The sequence below is a fragment of the Micromonospora sp. WMMB235 genome (assembly GCF_001855515.1).
GTDB lineage: Bacteria > Actinomycetota > Actinomycetes > Mycobacteriales > Micromonosporaceae > Micromonospora > Micromonospora aurantiaca.
The window spans coordinates 5643864-5661970 of the sequence record NZ_MDRX01000001.1 but is presented as its reverse complement, the minus strand read 5'-3'; the positions used below and the strand labels follow the sequence as shown (position 1 = coordinate 5661970).

Annotated in this window: 14 protein-coding genes; 9 read left to right on the top strand and 5 right to left on the bottom strand. The window is 73.5% G+C overall.

Going from position 1 to position 18107, the window contains the following annotated elements; translation table 11 throughout:
• Positions 1–159 precede the first annotated feature (159 nt).
• From BFV98_RS25125 to BFV98_RS25105, 5 genes are all read left to right on the top strand, one after another.
• Positions 160–1500 carry an ABC transporter substrate-binding protein gene (locus BFV98_RS25125; protein WP_013288163.1) on the top strand — a complete coding sequence of 447 codons (1341 nt, stop codon included), beginning with the start codon at positions 160–162 and terminating at the stop codon, positions 1498–1500.
• Positions 1501–1571: 71 nt separating this feature from the next.
• On the top strand, positions 1572–2618 hold the full coding sequence (locus BFV98_RS25120) for a carbohydrate ABC transporter permease (RefSeq protein WP_013288164.1): 1047 nt from the start codon (positions 1572–1574) through the stop codon (positions 2616–2618).
• Position 2619: 1 nt separating this feature from the next.
• A complete protein-coding gene (locus tag BFV98_RS25115) occupies positions 2620–3579 on the top strand; it encodes a carbohydrate ABC transporter permease (protein ID WP_030271330.1) in 960 nt (319 codons plus the stop codon).
• A gap of 61 nt (positions 3580–3640) precedes the next feature.
• Positions 3641–4711 (top strand): LacI family DNA-binding transcriptional regulator, encoded by a 1071-nt coding sequence (locus tag BFV98_RS25110; protein ID WP_013475416.1) that lies wholly within the window; start codon positions 3641–3643, stop codon positions 4709–4711.
• A 41-nt stretch (positions 4712–4752) separates the two neighbouring features.
• On the top strand, positions 4753–6396 hold the full coding sequence (locus BFV98_RS25105) for an alpha-amylase family glycosyl hydrolase (RefSeq protein ID WP_071098989.1): 1644 nt from the start codon (positions 4753–4755) through the stop codon (positions 6394–6396).
• 58 nt (positions 6397–6454) lie between these two features.
• Here BFV98_RS25105 and BFV98_RS25100 read toward each other — a convergent pair whose 3' ends face one another.
• The 3 genes from BFV98_RS25100 to xylA form a co-directional block, all read right to left on the bottom strand.
• Entirely contained in the window at positions 6455–7888 is a 1434-nt protein-coding gene (locus BFV98_RS25100) for an MFS transporter (RefSeq protein ID WP_071097976.1), read from the bottom strand.
• Between the two features lie 109 nt (positions 7889–7997).
• On the bottom strand, positions 7998–9440 hold the full coding sequence (gene xylB, locus BFV98_RS25095; protein WP_071097974.1) for a xylulokinase: 1443 nt from the start codon (positions 9438–9440) through the stop codon (positions 7998–8000).
• 11 nt (positions 9441–9451) lie between these two features.
• Positions 9452–10639, bottom strand: coding sequence for a xylose isomerase (gene xylA / locus BFV98_RS25090; RefSeq protein ID WP_013288170.1), 1188 nt, complete (start codon positions 10637–10639; stop codon positions 9452–9454).
• Positions 10640–10692: 53 nt separating this feature from the next.
• Between xylA and BFV98_RS25085 the strand changes: the two genes are divergently transcribed.
• The 3 genes from BFV98_RS25085 to BFV98_RS25075 all read left to right on the top strand — a co-directional run bounded on the left by BFV98_RS25085 (position 10693) and on the right by BFV98_RS25075 (position 14781).
• Positions 10693–11952 (top strand): ROK family protein, encoded by a 1260-nt coding sequence (locus BFV98_RS25085; RefSeq protein ID WP_013288171.1) that lies wholly within the window; start codon positions 10693–10695, stop codon positions 11950–11952.
• Positions 11953–12235: 283 nt separating this feature from the next.
• Entirely contained in the window at positions 12236–13753 is a 1518-nt protein-coding gene (locus BFV98_RS25080) for a PP2C family protein-serine/threonine phosphatase (protein WP_071098987.1), read from the top strand.
• Positions 13750–14781 carry a B12-binding domain-containing protein gene (locus tag BFV98_RS25075; protein WP_071097972.1) on the top strand — a complete coding sequence of 344 codons (1032 nt, stop codon included), beginning with the start codon at positions 13750–13752 and terminating at the stop codon, positions 14779–14781. Before BFV98_RS25080 ends, BFV98_RS25075 begins: the two co-directional genes overlap by 4 nt.
• Before the next feature lies 1 nt (position 14782).
• Here BFV98_RS25075 and BFV98_RS25070 read toward each other — a convergent pair whose 3' ends face one another.
• Entirely contained in the window at positions 14783–15298 is a 516-nt protein-coding gene (locus BFV98_RS25070) for a MarR family winged helix-turn-helix transcriptional regulator (RefSeq protein ID WP_013288174.1), read from the bottom strand.
• Between the two features lie 94 nt (positions 15299–15392).
• Here BFV98_RS25070 and BFV98_RS25065 point away from each other — a divergent pair, with 94 nt between their 5' ends.
• Positions 15393–16523 carry a PP2C family protein-serine/threonine phosphatase gene (locus BFV98_RS25065; RefSeq protein WP_013288175.1) on the top strand — a complete coding sequence of 377 codons (1131 nt, stop codon included), beginning with the start codon at positions 15393–15395 and terminating at the stop codon, positions 16521–16523.
• 9 nt (positions 16524–16532) lie between these two features.
• On the opposite strand, the gene BFV98_RS25060 is transcribed toward BFV98_RS25065, so the two are convergent.
• Positions 16533–18014 carry a sugar transferase gene (locus tag BFV98_RS25060; protein WP_013288176.1) on the bottom strand — a complete coding sequence of 494 codons (1482 nt, stop codon included), beginning with the start codon at positions 18012–18014 and terminating at the stop codon, positions 16533–16535.
• Between the last annotated feature and the right edge of the window lie 93 nt (positions 18015–18107).

The following is an 18107-nucleotide window of genomic DNA, read 5'->3' as shown; positions in this document are numbered from 1 at the left end:
GGAGCGCACCCATCACCGGTGGTCAGGGTTTCGGGATTGTTACCGGGCCGTGTCCGGCCAGGGGTGGACCCGGCACGATGCAAGCGCTTACATGTGAGGACGACCATCGGACCGGCGCGGGTTCGATCCCCCCACGCGCCGGCAAGGAAGGAGATCGGCATGGCGTTTGCCAGATCGCGCCAGGCGCTCGCGGTCGCCGGCGTCCTGGGGCTGGCGCTCGGCGTCGCCGCCTGCGGCACCGGCAACGACAAGAAGAGCAGCAACGCGGGCTCGGCCGAGTGCGGCGCATATGAGAAGTACGACGGTCACGACGGCAAGAAGGTGACCATCTACTCCTCGATCCGTGACATCGAGGACGAGCGCCTCCAGCAGTCCTGGAAGGAGTTCGAGGACTGCACCGGCATCGAGATCGACCACGAGGGCTCCGGCGAGTTCGAGGCGCAGCTGCCGGTGCGGGTGGACGGCGGCAACGCCCCCGACCTCGCCTTCATCCCGCAGCCGGGTCTGCTGAAGCGGTTCGTCGACTCGGGCAAGCTCAAGCCGGTCGGCGCCGACACCAAGGCGATGGCCGAGCAGAACTACTCCGCCGACTGGCTGAAGTACAGCACCGTCAACGGCCAGCTCTACGGCGCCCCGCTCGGCTCGAACGTGAAGTCCTTCGTGTGGTACTCGCCGAAGACCTTCAAGGAGAAGGGCTGGACGGTCCCCACCACGTGGGACGACATGATCAAGCTCTCCGACCAGATCGCGGCCAGCGGCACCAAGCCGTGGTGCGCCGGCATCGAGTCCGGTGACGCCACCGGCTGGCCGGCCACCGACTGGATCGAGGACGTCCTGCTGCGTACCGGCGGCCCGGACGTCTACGACAAGTGGACCACCCACGAGATCCCGTTCAACGACCCGCAGGTGGCTGACGCCCTCAACCGGGCCGGCAGCATCCTGAAGAACGAGAAGTACGTCAACGGCGGCTTCGGCGGCGTGAAGAGCATCGCCACCACCTCCTTCCAGGAGGGCGGCACGCCCATCACCGCCGGCAAGTGCGCGCTGCACCGCCAGGCGTCCTTCTACGCCAACCAGTGGCCCGAGGGCACCAAGGTGGCCGAGGACGGCGACGTCTTCGCGTTCTACTTCCCGGCCATCGACCCGTCGAAGGGCAAGCCGGTGCTGGGCGGCGGCGAGTTCGTCGCGGCCTTCGCCGACCGTCCCGAGGTCCAGGCGGTGCAGACCTACCTGGCCTCCGGCGAGTACGCCAACAGCCGCGCCAAGATCGGTGACTGGGTCTCCGCGAACAAGAAGCTGGACCTGAACAACGTCCCGAACCCGGTGGACAAGCTCTCCGTGGGCATCCTCCAGGACGAGAAGACGGTCTTCCGCTTCGACGGCTCGGACCTGATGCCGGCCGCGGTCGGCGCCGGCACCTTCTGGAAGGGCATGGTGGCCTGGATCAACGGCAAGGACACCACCGCCGTCCTGAACGACATCGAGGGCAGCTGGAAGTGATCTAGCAGGTGGCCCGGTCCGCGGACGCGGACCGGGCCACCTCTGCTAGCCGAACCCTTGAGGGAGGGTCGATGGAGTTCGACTTCGCGGCGGAGCAGCCGAAGTTCCTCATGCTCATGTACGGGCTGATCGCCTTCGTCGCGGTGGTGGGCGGGCTGCTCCTGCTTCTCGACGTGGTGCCGTCGTTCTTCGCCCGGCGCCGGGAGGCGCAGCTGGTCGCGGCCTCCGCGAGCGGCGCGCCGCTGCCCCGCCGGCGCAAGCAGCGCGAGGGCACGTTCGCGTTCTTCTTCCTGTTGCCGACGCTGCTGCTTCTCGCCGTCGGGCTGGTGGTCCCCGCCATCCGCACCACGCTGCTCTCCTTCATGGACTCCGGCAGCAACAACTGGGTGGGCCTGGACAACTACCGCTGGATGTTCGCCGAGGACTCGATCGTCCGGGTCCTGATCAACACGCTGATCTGGGTGCTCCTGGTGCCGCTGGTGGCCACCGGGTTCGGCCTGATCTACGCGGTCCTGGTGGACAAGGCCCGGTTCGAGGCCGTGGCCAAGTCCCTGATCTTCCTGCCGATGGCGATCTCGTTCGTCGGCGCCTCCATCATCTGGAAGTTCGTCTACGCCTACCGGGGCGAGGGCGACCAGATCGGCCTGCTCAACCAGATCGTGGTGAGCCTGGGCGGCGAGCCGAAGCAGTGGCTGCTGGACTCGCCGCTGAACACGTTCCTGCTCATCGTGATCATGGTGTGGATCCAGGCCGGTTTCGCGATGGTGGTGCTCTCCGCCGCGATCAAGGCCATCCCGGCCGACATCGTCGAGGCGGCCCGGCTGGACGGCACCACCCCGTGGCAGATGTTCTGGCGGATCACCATGCCGAGCATCCGGCCGGCGCTGATCGTCGTGGTGGTGACGCTGTCCATCGCGACGCTCAAGGTCTTCGACATCGTCCGGACCGCCACGAACGGCAACTACGACACGAACGTGATCGCGACCGAGATGTACAACCAGGCGTTCCGCTACCAGGAGAACGGTCAGGGCTCGGCGCTGGCGGTGTTCCTGTTCGTCCTGGTGATCCCGATCGTGATCTACCAGATCCGCAACCTGCGCAAGCAGCGGGAGGGCTGAGATGACCACCGCCACGCCCACCGTCGGAGTCGGCGCCCAGGCCACCGAGCCGACCACCCGGGGCGCCCGGGTGCGCAAGCGCCTGAACAGCCGTACCGCCACGCTCGTGTCGATCGTGATCGCGGTGCTCTGGACGATCCCGACCTTCGGCCTGTTCATCTCCTCGATCCGGCCGGAGAACGAGATCAAGACCACCGGGTGGTGGACGTTCTTCAGCAACCCGCAGATCACGCTGGAGAACTACCAGGAGGTGCTGTTCAGCCGCGGCTCGTCCGGGCAGCTGGCCAGCTACTTCATCAACTCGCTGGCGATCACCATCCCCTCGGTGCTCTTCCCGCTGGCCTTCGCGTCGCTCGCCGCGTACGCGCTGGCGTGGATGAACTTCAAGGGGCGGGACTGGGTCTACATCGGGATCTTCGCGCTGCAGATCGTGCCGTTGCAGATGGCCCTTGTGCCGCTGCTGCGGTTCTTCTCCACCGGCGTCACCATCGCCGGGGTGCAGATCCTCCCCGCGTGGGACCTGGTCGACGAGCAGAAGTTCGCCCAGGTGTGGTTCGCGCACACCTGCTTCGCGCTTCCGTTCGCCGTGTTCCTGCTGCACAACTTCATCTCGCAGCTCCCCGGCGACCTGATGGAGGCGGCCCGGGTCGACGGGGCCACCCACCCGAAGATCTTCCGCACCATCGTGCTGCCGCTGATCACGCCCGCGCTGGCGGCGTTCGGCATCTTCCAGTTCCTCTGGGTCTGGAACGACCTGCTGGTCGCGCTGATCTTCGCCGGCGGCGGCGACGAGACCGCCCCGATGACAGTCCGGCTCGCGGAGCTGGCCGGCACCCGCGGCAACGAGTGGCAGCGGCTGACGGCCGGCGCGTTCGTGTCGATCGTCGTACCGCTGATCGTGTTCCTGTCCCTCCAGCGCTTCTTCGTGCGAGGTCTGCTCGCCGGCAGCGTCAAGGGTTGATCCGGCGCCCCGCCGCCGGCACGGCCGGCGGCGGGGTCCGGGTCACAGCGGGGAGCTCACGATGACCAGGATTGACGACGTCGCCCGTCTGGCCGGGGTCTCCACGGCCACCGTCTCCCGGGCGCTGCGGGGCCTGCCGACGGTCTCGGCCGCGACCCGCCGCCGGGTGCTCGCCGCCGCCGAACAGCTCCAGTACGCGGTGTCGCCCAGCGCGAGCCGCCTGGCCGGCGGCCGGACCGGCACCGTGGCGGTGGTGGTGCCCCGGATCACCAGATGGTTCTTCGGCACCGTGGTGGAGGCGGTCGAGGAATTCCTCCAGGACAGCGGCTACGACCTGCTGCTCTACAACCTCGGCGGCCGGGAGCAGACCCGGCAGCGGGTGCTGCGCACGGCGAGCCTGCACAAGCGGGTGGACGCGATCATCCTGGTCGCGACCCCGCTGCGCGCGGCCGACGTGCACGCGCTGACGAAGCTGGACCTGCCGGGCGTGACGATCAGCTCCGGCAGCGAGGTGCCCGGGTGGCCCTGCGTCCGGATCGACGACGTGGCCGCTGCCCGGACCGCCACCCGCCACCTGCTCGACCTCGGCCACACCCGGATCGCGCACATCTCCGGCGACCCGGACGACGAACTGGCCTTCACCACCCACCTGGACCGGCGGCGCGGCTACCAGGAGGCGTTGCGGGCCGCCGGGCTGCGGCCCGACCCGAGCCTCGACGTCGAGTCGCGCTTCACCATCGACGGGGGCACCCGGGCCACCACCGAGCTGCTGGCCCGGGGCGAGCCACCGACGGCCATCTTCGCCGCCTGCGACGAGATGGCGATGGGCGCGATCACCGCGCTGCGCGACGCCGGGCTGCGGGTGCCGGAGGACGTCAGCGTGATGGGCATCGACGACCACGACCTGGCCGGCGTGCTCGGGCTCTCGACGATCGCCCAGCCGGCCGCCGAGCAGGGGCTGCTCGCCGCCCGCATCCTGCTCGACCCGCTCGGCGTACGAGCCGCCGAGCCGTACCCGGGCCTGGTGCCCGCGCCTCGCGGTGCCGACACCGACGACGGGACACCGCCCCCGGTGATCCTGCCCACTCGCCTGGTGGTGCGCGAATCGACAGCGCCGCCCCGGGCACACTGAAGAACTCGCTCGTCCCGCACCACCCAGACAGGAGTAAGGCGCTGAACACCGACGCGACGCAGCAGGCCCCGGGCACCGGCTGGTGGACCGAGGCGGTCATCTACCAGGTCTACCCGCGCTCGTTCGCCGACTCCGACGGCGACGGGATCGGCGACCTGCCGGGCATCACGTCCCGGCTCGACCACCTCGCCGAGCTGGGAGTCGACGCGCTCTGGCTGTCCCCGTTCTACCCGTCCCCGCAGGCCGACGCCGGGTACGACGTGTCCGACTACCGCGACGTCGACCCGCTGTTCGGCACGCTCGCCGACGCCGACAAGCTGATCGCCGAGGCGAAGGCCCGCGGGCTGCGGGTGATCGTCGACCTGGTGCCCAACCACACGTCGTCCGCGCACCGCTGGTTCGAAGCGGCAGTCGCCGCCGCGCCGGGCAGCCCGGAACGGCAGCGCTACGTCATCCGCGACGGCAGGGGCCCGGACGGCGCCGAGGCGCCGAACGACTGGGTGAGCGTGTTCGGCGGCCCCGCCTGGACCCGGCTGCCGGACGGGCAGTGGTACCTGCACCTGTTCGACTCCGGCCAGCCCGACCTCAACTGGGACAACCCGGAGGTGCGCGAGGAGTTCCTCGACGTGCTGCGCTTCTGGCTGGACCGGGGCGTGGACGGCTTCCGGGTGGACGTGGCGCACGGCCTGATCAAGCAGGCGGACCTGGCCGACTGGCAGGAGCCGCAGGAGATCCTCTCCGGCAGCGAGGTGGACAAGCCGCGCCCGCCGATGTGGGACCAGGACGGCGTGCACGAGATCTACCGGGAGTGGCGGCGGGTGCTCGACTCGTACCCCGGTGAGCGGATCCTGGTCGCCGAGGCGTGGGTGGAGCCGGCCGAACGCCTGGCCCGGTACGTGCGCCCCGACGAGATGCACCAGGCCTTCAACTTCGAGTACCTGCTGGCCGCGTGGACCGCGCCGGCCCAGTACGCGGTGATCACCCGCTCGCTGGAGGCCACCGACTCCGTCGGCGCGCCCACCACCTGGGTGCTGTCCAACCACGACGTGGTCCGGCACGCCTCCCGGCTCGGGCTCGGCACCGCCGGCGGCCGGGCCAACGGCGTCGGCGTGGACGACCCGCAGCCGGACGCCGCGCTGGGCCTGCGCCGGGCCCGGGCGGCCAGCCTGCTGATGCTCGCGCTGCCCGGCTCCGCCTACCTCTACCAGGGTGAGGAACTGGGGCTGCCGGAGCACACCACGCTGCCCGACGAGGCCCGCCAGGACCCGACCTGGAAGCGCAGCGGGCACACCGAGCGCGGCCGGGACGGCTGCCGGGTGCCGATCCCGTGGGAGGCCGACGCCCCGTCGTACGGCTTCGGGCCGACCGACGCAAGCTGGCTGCCCCAGCCGCCGGTGTGGGCCGAGTACGCGCTGGACCGGCACCGCGGCGTGCCCGGCTCGACGTACGAGCTGTACCGGACCGCGCTGCGGCTGCGCCGCGAGCACGCGCTGGCCCGGGGCCCGCTGCGGTTCCTGACCTCCGGCGACGAGGTGCTCACGTTCACCAACGGCGACCTCACCGTGCTGACCAACTTCGGTGCCGACCCGGCGCCGTTGCCGGCCGGCGCGCAGGTGCTGGTGTCGAGCGCGCCGCTGGACACCGCCGCGGTCCCCACCGACGTCACGGTCTGGTTCCGGGTGTAAGGAAGGGCCCCTTCTTAACGCCTCCGGTAGAGCAGGGGCCCCTTCTTAACACTCACCGTTAAGAAGGGGCCCCTCCTTCCTCCAGGCGCTCGGCGCGGGCGTGCAGCAGGTCGTGCACCTGCGCGATGTCCCGCGGCGACGTACGCGCGGCCAGCCAGTACATGATCCCGGTCGGGATGAAGAAGAGCTGGAACGCGGCCAGCCCGACCGCGTAGTTCAGCGGCGGCGGGAAGGCCGCCCGCAGCCCTGCGAACGCCACGCCGACCAGCCCGTTGCCCGCCGCCCGGCCCACGCCGTTGACCAGGTTGCCCAGGCTGTAGACGGTGCCCCGGTGCTCGGGCGGGTTGACGTCGGCGATCAGGGCGAACCAGTTCGGCGAGTTCGCCGACGTCAGCGCCAGCGCCACCACGGCGGTGAGCAGGCTCAGCCCCACCGACGGCTCGGTCAGCACGCTGGACAGCACGGCTGTCACCACCGCGCCGGAACCGGCGCCGTCGGGCACGTCGATGCGGATCGGCACGAAGAACAGGACCAGGTAGAACGGCAGCGCCGCGAGGATGCCGACGGCCGCGACCATGGCCCGGCCGCTGGGCGTACGCCGTTGCAGCGCGTCGCCCACCAGACCGCCCACGATGGACAGCACACCGCCGAGCTGGAACAGGGTGGCGAAGACGCTGCCCACCACCACGGCCGTGGCCGGTGAGTAGCCCTGCGCCTCGGCCCGCTGGCTGAACAGCACCGGCAGCCATACCAGCGAGCCGAACGCGGCCTGGGCGGTCAGCCCCTGCATGATCAACCAGCGGTTGGTCCGGCGGGCCAGGATCCGGGGCAGGTCGGCACGGCTGATCCGGTAGTCGTACTCGTTCCCGGCGTCGATCGCCCCGGCCAGCTCCGGTTCGCTCTGCCCGCGCCGGATATCGTAGGTGAACAGGTACGCCACTGTGGCGGCCAGGCCCACGCCGGTCAGCAGCAGGAACGGCCGCCGCCAGTCGGTCGCGCCGAGCACGCCGCCGAGCAGCGTCCCGGCCAGCGTGCCGACGCCCTGGGACAGCCCCCAGAAGCTCATCACCAGGCCCCGGCGGCGCGGCGAGATCAGGTCCGTGACCACCGAGAAACCGACCGAGCCCACCGCGCCGAGCCCGACCGCGCCGACGAACTGCGCGACCAGGAACGTCGCGTACCCTTCGGCGAGCGCGCTGCCCCCGGTGCCGGCCGCCCAGAGCAGCGTGCCGACCATGAGCAGCGGCTTGCGGTTGGTGCGGTCCCCCACGTAGGCCCAGGCCACCGCCGCCACCGCGCTGACCAGGAAGCTGACGGCGGTGACCAGGCCGAGCATCCGCTGGGGTACGTCGAGGGCGGTGGAGATCGGCCCGTACAGCGGAGGCACCAGGCCGATCGCCACGTTGTCCAGCGAGGCGAGCACCACGAAGACCACGACGCTGTAGAACCGGTGTGCCGTGTTCCCGCGCCGGGAGATCCTCGTGCCCTTCATGCAGGGCAGCCAATCAGGTGCGGGCCGGATCCGGGACACCGCCCCCGGCCGGCGCGCGTGTTAAGAAGGGGCCCCTCCTCTACCGCAGGCGTTAAGAAGGGGCCCTTCCTTACCCCCGGGCGTGGGCGTAGCGCTCGCGGATGGCGGGCACCGCCTCGCCGGTGTACTCCTCGGTGTCGCCGATCGACCAGGCGGGCGGGGTCTCGCCGCCGAGCGCCACCCAGGCGGCCTGCCGGGCCGCGCCGTCGGCCACGTACTCGCCCGGCGGCGGCACCACCACCGGGCGGCCGAAGACCTGCGGCGCGATCCGGCGCACCGCCTCGGACCGGGCGCCGCCGCCGACCAGGATGATCCGGTCGGCGCGGGCACCCTGTGCGATGAGCGCGTCCAGGCCGTCGGCCAGCCCGCAGAGCATGCCCTCCACCGCCGCCCGGGCCAGGTGCGCCGGGGTCGAGGTGCGCAGCGTCAGGCCCTTCAGCTCGCCGGTGGCGTGCGGCCGGTCCGGCGTCCGCTCCCCTTCCAGGTACGGCACGAGCACCAGCCCGTCCGCGCCGGGCGGGGCGGACAGGGCCAGCTCGCCGAGCCGGTCGAGGTCGACGCCGAGCAGCGTCGCGGCGGCGTCCAGCACCCGGGCGGCGTTGAGCGTGCACACGAGCGGCAGGTACCGGCCGGTGGCGTCGGCGAACCCGGCCACCGCGCCGGTGGAGTCGGCGGCCGGCGTGTCCGCCACCGCGAAGACGGTGCCGGAGGTGCCGATCGAGACGACCACGTCGCCCGGACCGGCCCCGGCGCCGAGCGCCGCGGCGGCGTTGTCCCCGGTCCCCGGCCCGAGGAGCACCGGGCCTCCGGACGGACCGGCCGCGCCGGACGCCGAACCACCGCCGAGCACCGCCGGGTCGAGATGCCCGGCCACCTCGGCGGGGCCGAGCACGACCGGCACCTTCGGGCGCCGGCCGAAGGCCCGCTCCAGCAGGTCCAGCCGGTACTCGCCGGTACGCGGCGACCAGTAGCCGGTGCCGCTGGCGTCGCCCCGGTCGGTACGCAGCGCGTCCAGCCCGGGCGCGCCTGCGAGCCGCCAGGTGAGCCAGTCGTGCGGCAGGCAGACGGCGGCGACCCGGTCGGCGTTGTCCGGCTCGTGCCGGGCCAGCCAGCGCAGCTTCGTCGCGGTGAAGCTGGCCACCGGCACCGCGCCGGTCGCCTCGGCCCAGAACCGGCGGCCGGTCTCCCCGCCGCCGGCCTCCTCGACCAGTTCCCGGGCCGCGTCGGCGGAGCGGGTGTCGTTCCACAGCAGCGCCGGGCGGACCACCTCACCGGAGGTGTCCAGGCAGACCATGCCGTGCTGCTGGCCGCCGACCGAGACGGCGGCCACGTCGCCCAGGCCACCGGCCTCGGCGACCGCCGCCCGCAGGGCCTCCCACCAGGCGTACGGGTCGACCTCGGTGCCGGGCGGGTGCGGCGCGCGGCCCTGCCGGACCAGCGCGCCGGTCTCCGCGTCCCGGACGACCACCTTGCAGGACTGGGTCGACGAGTCGACCCCCGCGACGAGCGGCATGGCGGCCCGCCTCAGCGCGCGCCGAGCACGTGCTCGACGGCGAGCTGGTTGAGCCGGACGAAGCCGAAGCCCTTCGCCCCGGCGGCCTCCGGGTCGAACTCCTCGAACGCGGTCCGGTCGGCCAGCAGCTCGCGGTAGCCCTCACCGGGGTTGAGCGTCGGGGTGGCCAGCTCGGCCACCCGGGCGGCGGCGAGCGCCTCGACCACCTCCGGGTCGGCGCGGAACGCCGCGGCCCGCTCCTTGAGCAGCAGGTACGTCCGCATGTTCGCCTCGGCGGAGGCCCACACGCCGGTCATGTCCTCGGTGCGGGACGGCTTGTAGTCGAAGTGGCGCGGGCCGTCGTAGGCCGGGCCGCCGTTCGGGCCGCCGTGCTCCAGCAGGTCGACCAGGGCGAACGCGTTGAGCAGGTCGCCGTGGCCGAAGACCAGGTCCTGGTCGTACTTGATGCCGCGCTGGCCGTTGAGGTCGATGTGGAACAGCTTGCCCTGCCAGAGCGCCTGGGCGATGCCGTGGGCGAAGTTCAGCCCGGCCATCTGCTCGTGCCCGACCTCCGGGTTGAGCCCGACCATCTCCGGGCGGGCCAGCGTGGAGATGAAGCCGAGCGCGTGGCCGACCGTGGGCAGCAGGATGTCGCCGCGCGGCTCGTTCGGCTTGGGCTCCAGGGCGAAGCGCAGGTCGTAGCCGTTGTCGACGACGTACTCGCAGAGCAGGTCGACGGCTTCGCGGTAGCGGTCCAGCGCGGCCTGGACGTCCTTCGCCACGTCGTACTCGGCGCCCTCCCGGCCGCCCCACATGACGAACGTCTTCGCGCCCATCTCGGCGGCCAGGTCGATGTTGCGCAGCACCTTGCGCAGCGCGTACCGGCGCACGTCGCGGTCGTTGCTGGTGAAGCCGCCGTCCTTGAACACCGGGTGGTTGAACAGGTTGGTGGTGACCATCGGCACGACCAGGCCGGTCTCGTCGAGGGCCTTGCGGAAGCGGCTCAGCCGGGCGTCGCGGGTGGCGGCGTCCGCGCCGAACGGGACCAGGTCGTCGTCGTGGAAGGTGATGCCGTACGCGCCCAGCTCGGCGAGCCGGTGCACCGCCTCGACGGCGTCCAGCTCGGGCCGGGTGGCGTCACCGAACGGGTCACGGGCCGGCCAGCCCACCGTCCAGAGACCGAAGGAGAACTTGTCCGCGGGGGTGGGGCGGGGTGCCATGGCAGACCTCCAGGTGGTGGTGTCGTCCGCGATTTGTTCAGCGGTTGAATTAAATGGCGGCGATGTGGCAGTGTCAAGAGGTGACAAGCGCCAGCACCGCCGGGGCGGTCCGGCAGGGCAGCCTGCGCGAGTTGAACCTCGCAGTGGTGCTGCGGCGGATCGCCGCCGCCGACCGGCCGCCCTCGCGCGCCGGGATCGCCGCCGACACCGGCCTGACCCGGGCCACCGTCTCCGCCGTCGTGGACGACCTGATCGCCGGCCGGCTGGTCGCCGAGGCGGAGCCGGAGCCGCGTACCGGTGCGGGCCGTCCCGCCCGGGGCCTGGTGCTCGCCTCCGACGGCCCGGCCGGGCTCGGCCTGGAGGTGAACGTCGACTACCTGGCGGCCTGCGTCGTCGACCTGACCGGCACGGTCCGGCACCACCTGGTCCGCCGCGCCGACCTGCGCCCGGTCTCCCCCGCCGACGCGCTCGCCCGGCTCGCCGCGCTCGCCGCCGAGGCGCGCGCTGCCGCCGTACGCGACGGGCTGACCCTGGCCGGCGCGGCGCTCGCCGTGCCGGGCCTGGTGGGCGACGGCGGCCTGGTCCGGCTCGCGCCGAACCTGGGCTGGCGGGACGTGGACGTGCCGGCGCTGCTGGCCGGGCACCCGCTGGCCGAGCCGGTCGACGGGGTGCCGCCGCTGGTGGTCGACAACGAGGCGAACCTGGCCGCGCTCGGCGAGCTGTACGCCGGCCCGCCCGGCCCGCGCAGCTTCCTGCACGTCACCGGTGAGATCGGCATCGGCGCCGGGATCGTGCTCGACGGCGCGCTCTACCGGGGCGCGCGCGGCTGGAGCGGAGAGATCGGTCACTTCCCGGTGCAGCCGCAGGGGCGGCCGTGCCGCTGCGGCGGCCAGGGCTGCCTGGAGCGGTACGCGGGCCAGGAGGCGATCCTGGCCGCCGCCGGGCTGCCCGGCGCGGAACTGCCGGCTGACACCGCCGCCACCCGGCTCGCCGACCTGGCCGAGGCCGGTGACCCGGCCACGCTGACCGCCCTGACCGACGCCGGCACCGCCCTCGGGGTGGCGGTGGCGGGCGTGGTGAACCTGCTGGACCTGGACACGGTGGTGCTCGGGGGCGGATACGCCCGGCTCGCGCCCTGGCTGCGGCCGACTGTGGAGGCGGAGGTCTCCCGCCGGGTGCTCACCGCCGGGTGGGCGCCGGTCACTGTGCGGCCGGCCGTGCTCGGCGCGCAGTCCGCGGCGGTCGGCGGCGCCGGGTCGGTGGTCCGCCGGATCGTCGACCGGCCGGTGGGCTGGCTGGCCCGGACCACCTGAGCCGGGATGATCCTCGACGGGCATTCCGTGCCTGCGCTCGGTACGCTTGCCGCCGGGCAACAAGTCCGCCGAGCGAGGGGTGCACCGACAGCATGCGCAGGGGTCGACCGACCGAAGCGCCCGGCCACCGGAGGTGACCGCCGCGCGCCGGGGCGGTGTCGCGGGGCCGGTCAGCGGCGGTGGACACGCCTCGCGGAGACGGCCCCGGCGGGTTGCCGAGGCCGCGCTACCGGCTGACGACCGTCTGGCCCGGGAGCTGCTGGACGGGCTCGCCGAGGCCGTCGTGACGGTCGACCACGCAGGCGTGGTGACGCTCGTCAACGCGATGGCCGCCGACCTGCTCCCCGAGGTGGCGCCCGGCGTCGACCTGGCCGCGTGCCGGGTACCGGCGCTGGCCGACGCGGCCGCCGCCGGATCGGACGCGTTCGAGACCGAACACCACGGCCGGCGGCTGCGCGGCCTGCGGCGTCCCCTTGCCGACGACCGCAGCGCCTGGTACGTCCGGGACGTCACCGAGGAACACGCGCGCACCGACGCGCTGCTGGCCGAACGGTCGCGCACCGCGTTCCTCGCCGAGGCGGGCAGCCGGCTCGGGCTGTCCCTGCACCGCGAGCAGACGCTGCGTACCGCCGTGACGCTGCCGGTGCCCTACCTGGCCGACGCGGCAGTCGTGGTGCACCGCCCGCCTCCGCCCGCCGAGGACCAGCCGCACTGGATCCGGTACGCCACCGGCGATCCCGGCCCGGTCACCGGCCAGGCCGGCTGGCACACGGTGGAGTCCGTCCCCGGCCTGGTCGAGGCGCTCGAAGGCGACCTCACCGAACCGAGTCCCTGGCTGGACGCCGAGCTGGCCGACCTGGCCGAGGTGCTGCCCGCCGGGTTCGGCCGCCCGGGCACCGTGTTGATCAGCCCGATGCCCAGCGCGGGCGGCCCGGCCGGCGCGCTGGTGCTGGCCCGCCGCCGGGAGCGGCCCGGTTTCGACAAGCGGGAGATCGGCCTGGCCCGGGAGTTCGCCGGCCGGGCCGGCGCCGCGCTGGCCGCAGCCGAGCTGTACGGCGAGCAGGCGCACCTGGCCCGGGTGCTCCAGAACAGCCTGCTCCCGCCGGCGCTGCCCCGCCTGCCCGGGATGACGCTCGCCGGCGGTTACCGCGCCGCCGGGGACAGCCTGCGCATCGGCGGCGACTTCTACGACCTGTTCCCCACCGGCGACGGCGGCCTGTTCGCGCTCGGCGACGTCTGCGGCAAGGGCGTCGGTGCGGCCGTGCTGACCGGCCGGGTCCGCCAGTCACTGCAGACCCTGCGCCTGGTCGAGCAGCGTCCCCGGGAACTGCTGGAGCTGCTCAACCGGGCGCTGCTGGACGCTCCCGACGCGGCCCGCCGGGCCCAGTTCACCACGCTCCTGCTCGGCGCGCTGCGCCGTGAGCCGGACGGCGGGCTGCTGATCCGGATGGCGGGTGGCGGGCACCCCGCTCCGCTCGTCGTCCGTGCCGGCGGCGGCGTCGAGACGATCCGGGTGGGCGGCATGCCGGTGGGCGCGCTCACCGACGCCCGGTTCGCCGACGCCGAGGTCCGGCTGGCCCCGGGTGACCTGCTGCTGGCGTACACCGACGGGGTGACCGAGGCCAGGGGCGGCCCGACCGAGCCGGCCATGTTCGGCGACGCCCGGTTGCGTCAGGCGCTCGCCACCGGCACCGGGCTTCCGCCCGCCGCGCTCGTGGACCGGGTGCTCCAGCTCGTCGACGAGTGGCTGGACGGGCAACCCCACGACGACATCGCCATGCTCGCCGTGGCGGCCGGGTGACACCACCGCCGCCTGACCGCCCCACCCCCGCGGCCGGGCGCCGGATCGGGCCGGAGACGCTCGCCGCGTACCTCGACCACCTGGACGCCGCCGACCGGTCCGGCGCTGTGGCGCTGGCGCGCGGCCTGCTGGCGGACGGCTTCTCGGTCGCGGACGTCCTGGTCGACCTGGTCGCGGTGGCGCAGCGGGAGGTCGGCCGGCGCTGGCTCACCGGCTCGTGGAGCGTCGCCCAGGAGCACGCCGCCACTCACGTCAGCGAGCAGGTGGTGGACGCGCTGGGCGCGACGGTCGGCCCGCCGCGACGCGGGCACGTGGTGATGGCCTGCGTGGAGGGCGAGTGGCACGCGCTGGCCGCCCGCATCGTCACCGAGGTGGTCCGGGCGGCCGGCTGGCGGGTGACGTTCCTCGGCGCCAGCGTGCCGGCCCGGCATCTGGTCTCCTACCTGCACCAGACCGGCCCGGACGCGGTGCTGCTGAGCTGCGTGCAGCCGAACCGGCTGGTCCGGGCGGCGCGGATGGTGGAGGCCAGCCGCGCGGCCGGTGTGCCGGTGCTCGCCGGTGGTCCCGGCTTCGGCCCGGACGGCCGGTGGGCCACCGCGATCGGCGCGGCGGGCTGGGGCGCCAGCGCCCGGGACGCGGTGGCGCTGCTGGAACGGCCGTTGTCGGCCGCGCACACCGGGTCGCCGCCGCCCCCGCCCGACGACGCGTACGTGGCGGTACTGCACCGGCGGCGTGAGCTGGTCGGGCTCGCGCTCGCCGCGGTGGACCCGCCGCAGGAGAGCGCCGAGGAGGTCGCCGCCGGCATCGCGCACCTGGTGGACGCGCTGATCGCGGCCGTGCGGGTGGACGACGACCGGCTGCTGCGCGACTTCGTCGGGTGGCAGGAGGAGGCGCTGACCTCCCGGGGCGGCCGGGCGCTGCTGGACGAGGTGCTCGGCACGCTGCAACGGGCGCTCACCGAGCATCCCCGGGTGGCGGCCCGGCTGCGGGCCGCCCGCGAAGCCGCGCCGGACGGCCGTTCAGGCTGAGTCAGGCGGTACGGGCCACCGGCGGCTCACCGGACGGCCGGGCGGGGTCGCCGATCCGTTCCCCGGACGGTTGCAGCATCGGCCAGCCCTCCGCCACCGGGGCCTCGCCTCGCCGGCCCACCTCGTCGAACTCGCGCATGCCGCGTACCAGCGCGGCCCGGCCCTCCGGGCTCATCCCGGCGAGGATCCGCTCCAGCCGGTGCCGCCGGTCGGCACGCAGCTCGGCGAGGAGCCGGAGGGCGGCGGGCGTGAGGTGCAGCGAGATCTCCCGCCGGTCGTAGCGGCCCGGCTCGCGTTCCAGCATCCCGGCCGCGACGAGCCGGTCGCACAGCCGGCTGGCGGAGGAGAGCAACATGTCGGTGAGGGTGGCGAGCCGGCGGAGGTTGATGCCGTCATACTGCTCGACGACCATGATCGCGCGTAGCTGGGCACTCGACAGCCGGCTGGTGGTGCGCTCCCGGGCCGCCTCCCAGACGGCGAGCAAGGTGCCTGCCGCCTCGTCCAGTGCGGCGGACATACTCGTTTCAGGTTCCCGGGGACTGCGCTCTTCGGTCATGGTGGCCCGAGACTACTCCCCGGATCTGCCCGGCGACCTGTGCAAAGGAGCAAAGATGAGCGGAGCGGAGGGCCGCGCGCGCCGGGTCCTGACCGAGGCGCCGACGGATCTCATCGTGGACCGGCTCGCCGCCGAGCTGGCGCGCACGTACGGCGTCGCCCGCACCGAGCTGTACCAGGTCGACTACCGGCTCGCCGAGCTGCTGCCGCTGGATGACGGCCCGTCGGTCACCGGCCCCGGCCACCCGGCCTGGCGCGCCTTCGACCACCAGGAGCCGGTGATCGCCGACGGCGTCGGCTGGTTCCCGGTGGGCATGCGCGGCGAACGCCGGGGCGTGCTGAAGGTCTCGCCGGTACCCGCCGACCCGCACGCCCGCCGGGAGCTGGACACCATCGCCACTGTGCTCGGGCACGAGCTGAGCGCGGTCACGGCGACCACCGACATCTACCGCACCGCCCGGCGCAGCCGGCGGCTCACGCTGGCCGCCGAGATGCAGTGGGAGCTGCTGCCCGGGCGCAGCCGGATCCGGCCGTCGTTCAGCCTGGCCGGGCAGTTGGAGCCGGCGTACGCGGTGCGCGGGGACAGCTTCGACTGGTCCGACGACGGTCACCGGCTCTGGCTGGCGGTGCTGAACGGCTACGGCGAGGGGGTTGCGGCGGCGCTGCTCGCCTCGCTGGCCACGTACGCGCTGCGCAACGCGCGCCGGGCCGGGCTCGACCTGGCCGACCAGGCGGCGCTGGCCGACCAGGCGATCTACGCCCAGCACCGGGGCGAACAGCACGTCTCCGTGCTCCTGATCGAGCTGGACCTGGCCACCGGCGAGATGACTGTGGTCGACGCCGGTTCGCCGCGGCTGCTGCGGCTGCGGGCCGGTGAGGTGACCGAGCAGGAGCTGGACAAGCAGTTCCCGCTCGGCATGTTCGAGGGCACCGACTACCGCCCGCAGCGGTTCCGGCTGGAGCGCGAGGACCGGCTCTTCGTGGTCAGCGACGGCGTGATCGACGCCACCACCGAGCAGGTGCGCTACGGCGAGGTGGCGCTGGACCGGTTCCTGCGCCGGACCGGCCCGATGGAGCCGCTGGACGCGGTCCGGTCGCTGATCGGCGACCTGCGGGCCTTCGTCGCCGGTGACCTGGTGGACGACGCGGTGGTGGTCTGCCTGGACTGGCTCGGGCCGCAGCCCTGACCCGCCCCCTCAGTACGCGCCGCGGCTGTTGAGCACCGCGCCGAACGTCTTCCAGAGGATGGTCAGGTCCGCGGCCAGCGACCAGTTCTCCACGTAGTAGAGGTCCAGCCGGATGCCGTCCTCCCAGCTCAGGTCCGACCGGCCGCTGACCTGCCAGAGGCCGGTCATGCCGGGCTTGACCAGCAGCCGGCGTGCCACGTCGCCGTCGTAGCGGGCAACCTCGGACGGCAGCGGCGGGCGCGGACCGACCAGGCTCATCTGGCCGAGCAGCACGTTGGCGAGCTGGGGCAGCTCGTCCAGCGACCACTTGCGCAGCAGCCGGCCGACCCGGGTGACGCGCGGGTCGTCGCGCATCTTGAACATCAGGCCGTCGGTCTCGTTGCGCGCGGCCAGCTCGGCGAGCAGGGCGTCGGCGTTGACCACCATGGTGCGGAACTTGAAGACGCCGAACTCCTCGCCGCCCTGGCCGACCCGGGTCTGCCGGAACAGCACCGGGCCGCGGCTGTCGATCTTGATAGCCAGCGCGATCACGATCAGCAGCGGCGCCAGGACGAGCAGGGCGATCAGCGAGAGGGACCGGTCGACGAAGCCCTTGACCAGCTTGCGGGCGCCGCGGAACTCGGGCGCCTCGACGTGGATCAGCGGCAGGCCGGCGACCGGACGGGTGTGGATGCGGGGGCCGGCCACGTCGGTGAGCGCCGGCGCCACCACCAGGTCGACGCCGGTGCCCTCCAGCTGCCAGCCGAGGCGGCGCAACCGGGTCGCGGTCAGCTCGCCCGAGGCGGTGACCGCCACCGTGTCGGCGCCGATCGCGGTGGCGGCCTCCGGGATGCCCCGGAAGCTGCCAACCACCGGCACGTCGCCCAGCCGCTGCGGCACCGGGGCGAGCAGCGCGTCCGGGATGCACGCGCCGACCACCTGGTAGCCGGCGTACGGCTCCCGGCGCAGCGTGTGCACCAGCTCCAGCACGTGCGCGGTGTCGCCCACCACGAGCACCTTGCGGGACCAGCCGGCGCCCCGGTCGCGGGCCCGGTGCAGCCGCTTGCGGGCCGCAAACCGCGCCACCTCCAGGCCGATCGTGCCGACCGCGAAGGAGATGGCCAGGAAACCCCGGGAGACGCCGACGTCGGCGATGTACCCGGCGATGGCGATGCCGCCGGCGAGTCGCATGCTGGCCGCGCTGACCCGGCGGTACTCGTCGGCGCCGTAGCCGAGCACCTGGTCGTCGTAGCAGCGCATCGCCTTGAGCGAGACGAGCCAGACCAGCAGGAGCGCCGGGGCGACCACCACGTACGGGATCTCGGACCCGGTCGGTTCCTCGTCGCCGAACCGGGCCAGGTAACCGACCAGGATGGCCACGGCGAGCACGGCGGTGTCCAGCACCACCAGGACCCGGATGTAGGCCCGCTCCGCGGCTCGTGTCGTCTTGCCGGGGCGTTCACCACCGGGTCGCGACGACGTGGCAGGGGTCAACAGCGTCGCCGAGGTCACCGGCCCTCCCCACTTCGCTCAGGACCGCCCCGTCGCCGCCCGGCTCCGGTGTGGAGCCCGCGGTCGAGGCACCCGGTCATCATGCCTGGACAA

What these genes read in the sequence shown, in the direction of transcription:
- BFV98_RS25110 (WP_013475416.1), top strand. Translation starts at nt 3,641, where the DNA reads ATGACCAGGATTGACGACGTCGCCCGTCTGGCCGGGGTCTCCACGGCC.
- xylA (WP_013288170.1), bottom strand. Translation starts at nt 10,639, where the DNA reads ATGGCACCCCGCCCCACCCCCGCGGACAAGTTCTCCTTCGGTCTCTGG.
- BFV98_RS25120 (WP_013288164.1), top strand. Translation starts at nt 1,572, where the DNA reads ATGGAGTTCGACTTCGCGGCGGAGCAGCCGAAGTTCCTCATGCTCATG.
- BFV98_RS25115 (WP_030271330.1), top strand. Translation starts at nt 2,620, where the DNA reads ATGACCACCGCCACGCCCACCGTCGGAGTCGGCGCCCAGGCCACCGAG.
- BFV98_RS25125 (WP_013288163.1), top strand. Translation starts at nt 160, where the DNA reads ATGGCGTTTGCCAGATCGCGCCAGGCGCTCGCGGTCGCCGGCGTCCTG.
- xylB (WP_071097974.1), bottom strand. Translation starts at nt 9,440, where the DNA reads ATGCCGCTCGTCGCGGGGGTCGACTCGTCGACCCAGTCCTGCAAGGTG.
- BFV98_RS25070 (WP_013288174.1), bottom strand. Translation starts at nt 15,298, where the DNA reads ATGTCCGCCGCACTGGACGAGGCGGCAGGCACCTTGCTCGCCGTCTGG.
- BFV98_RS25100 (WP_071097976.1), bottom strand. Translation starts at nt 7,888, where the DNA reads ATGAAGGGCACGAGGATCTCCCGGCGCGGGAACACGGCACACCGGTTC.
- BFV98_RS25065 (WP_013288175.1), top strand. Translation starts at nt 15,393, where the DNA reads ATGAGCGGAGCGGAGGGCCGCGCGCGCCGGGTCCTGACCGAGGCGCCG.
- BFV98_RS25085 (WP_013288171.1), top strand. Translation starts at nt 10,693, where the DNA reads ATGGCGGCGATGTGGCAGTGTCAAGAGGTGACAAGCGCCAGCACCGCC.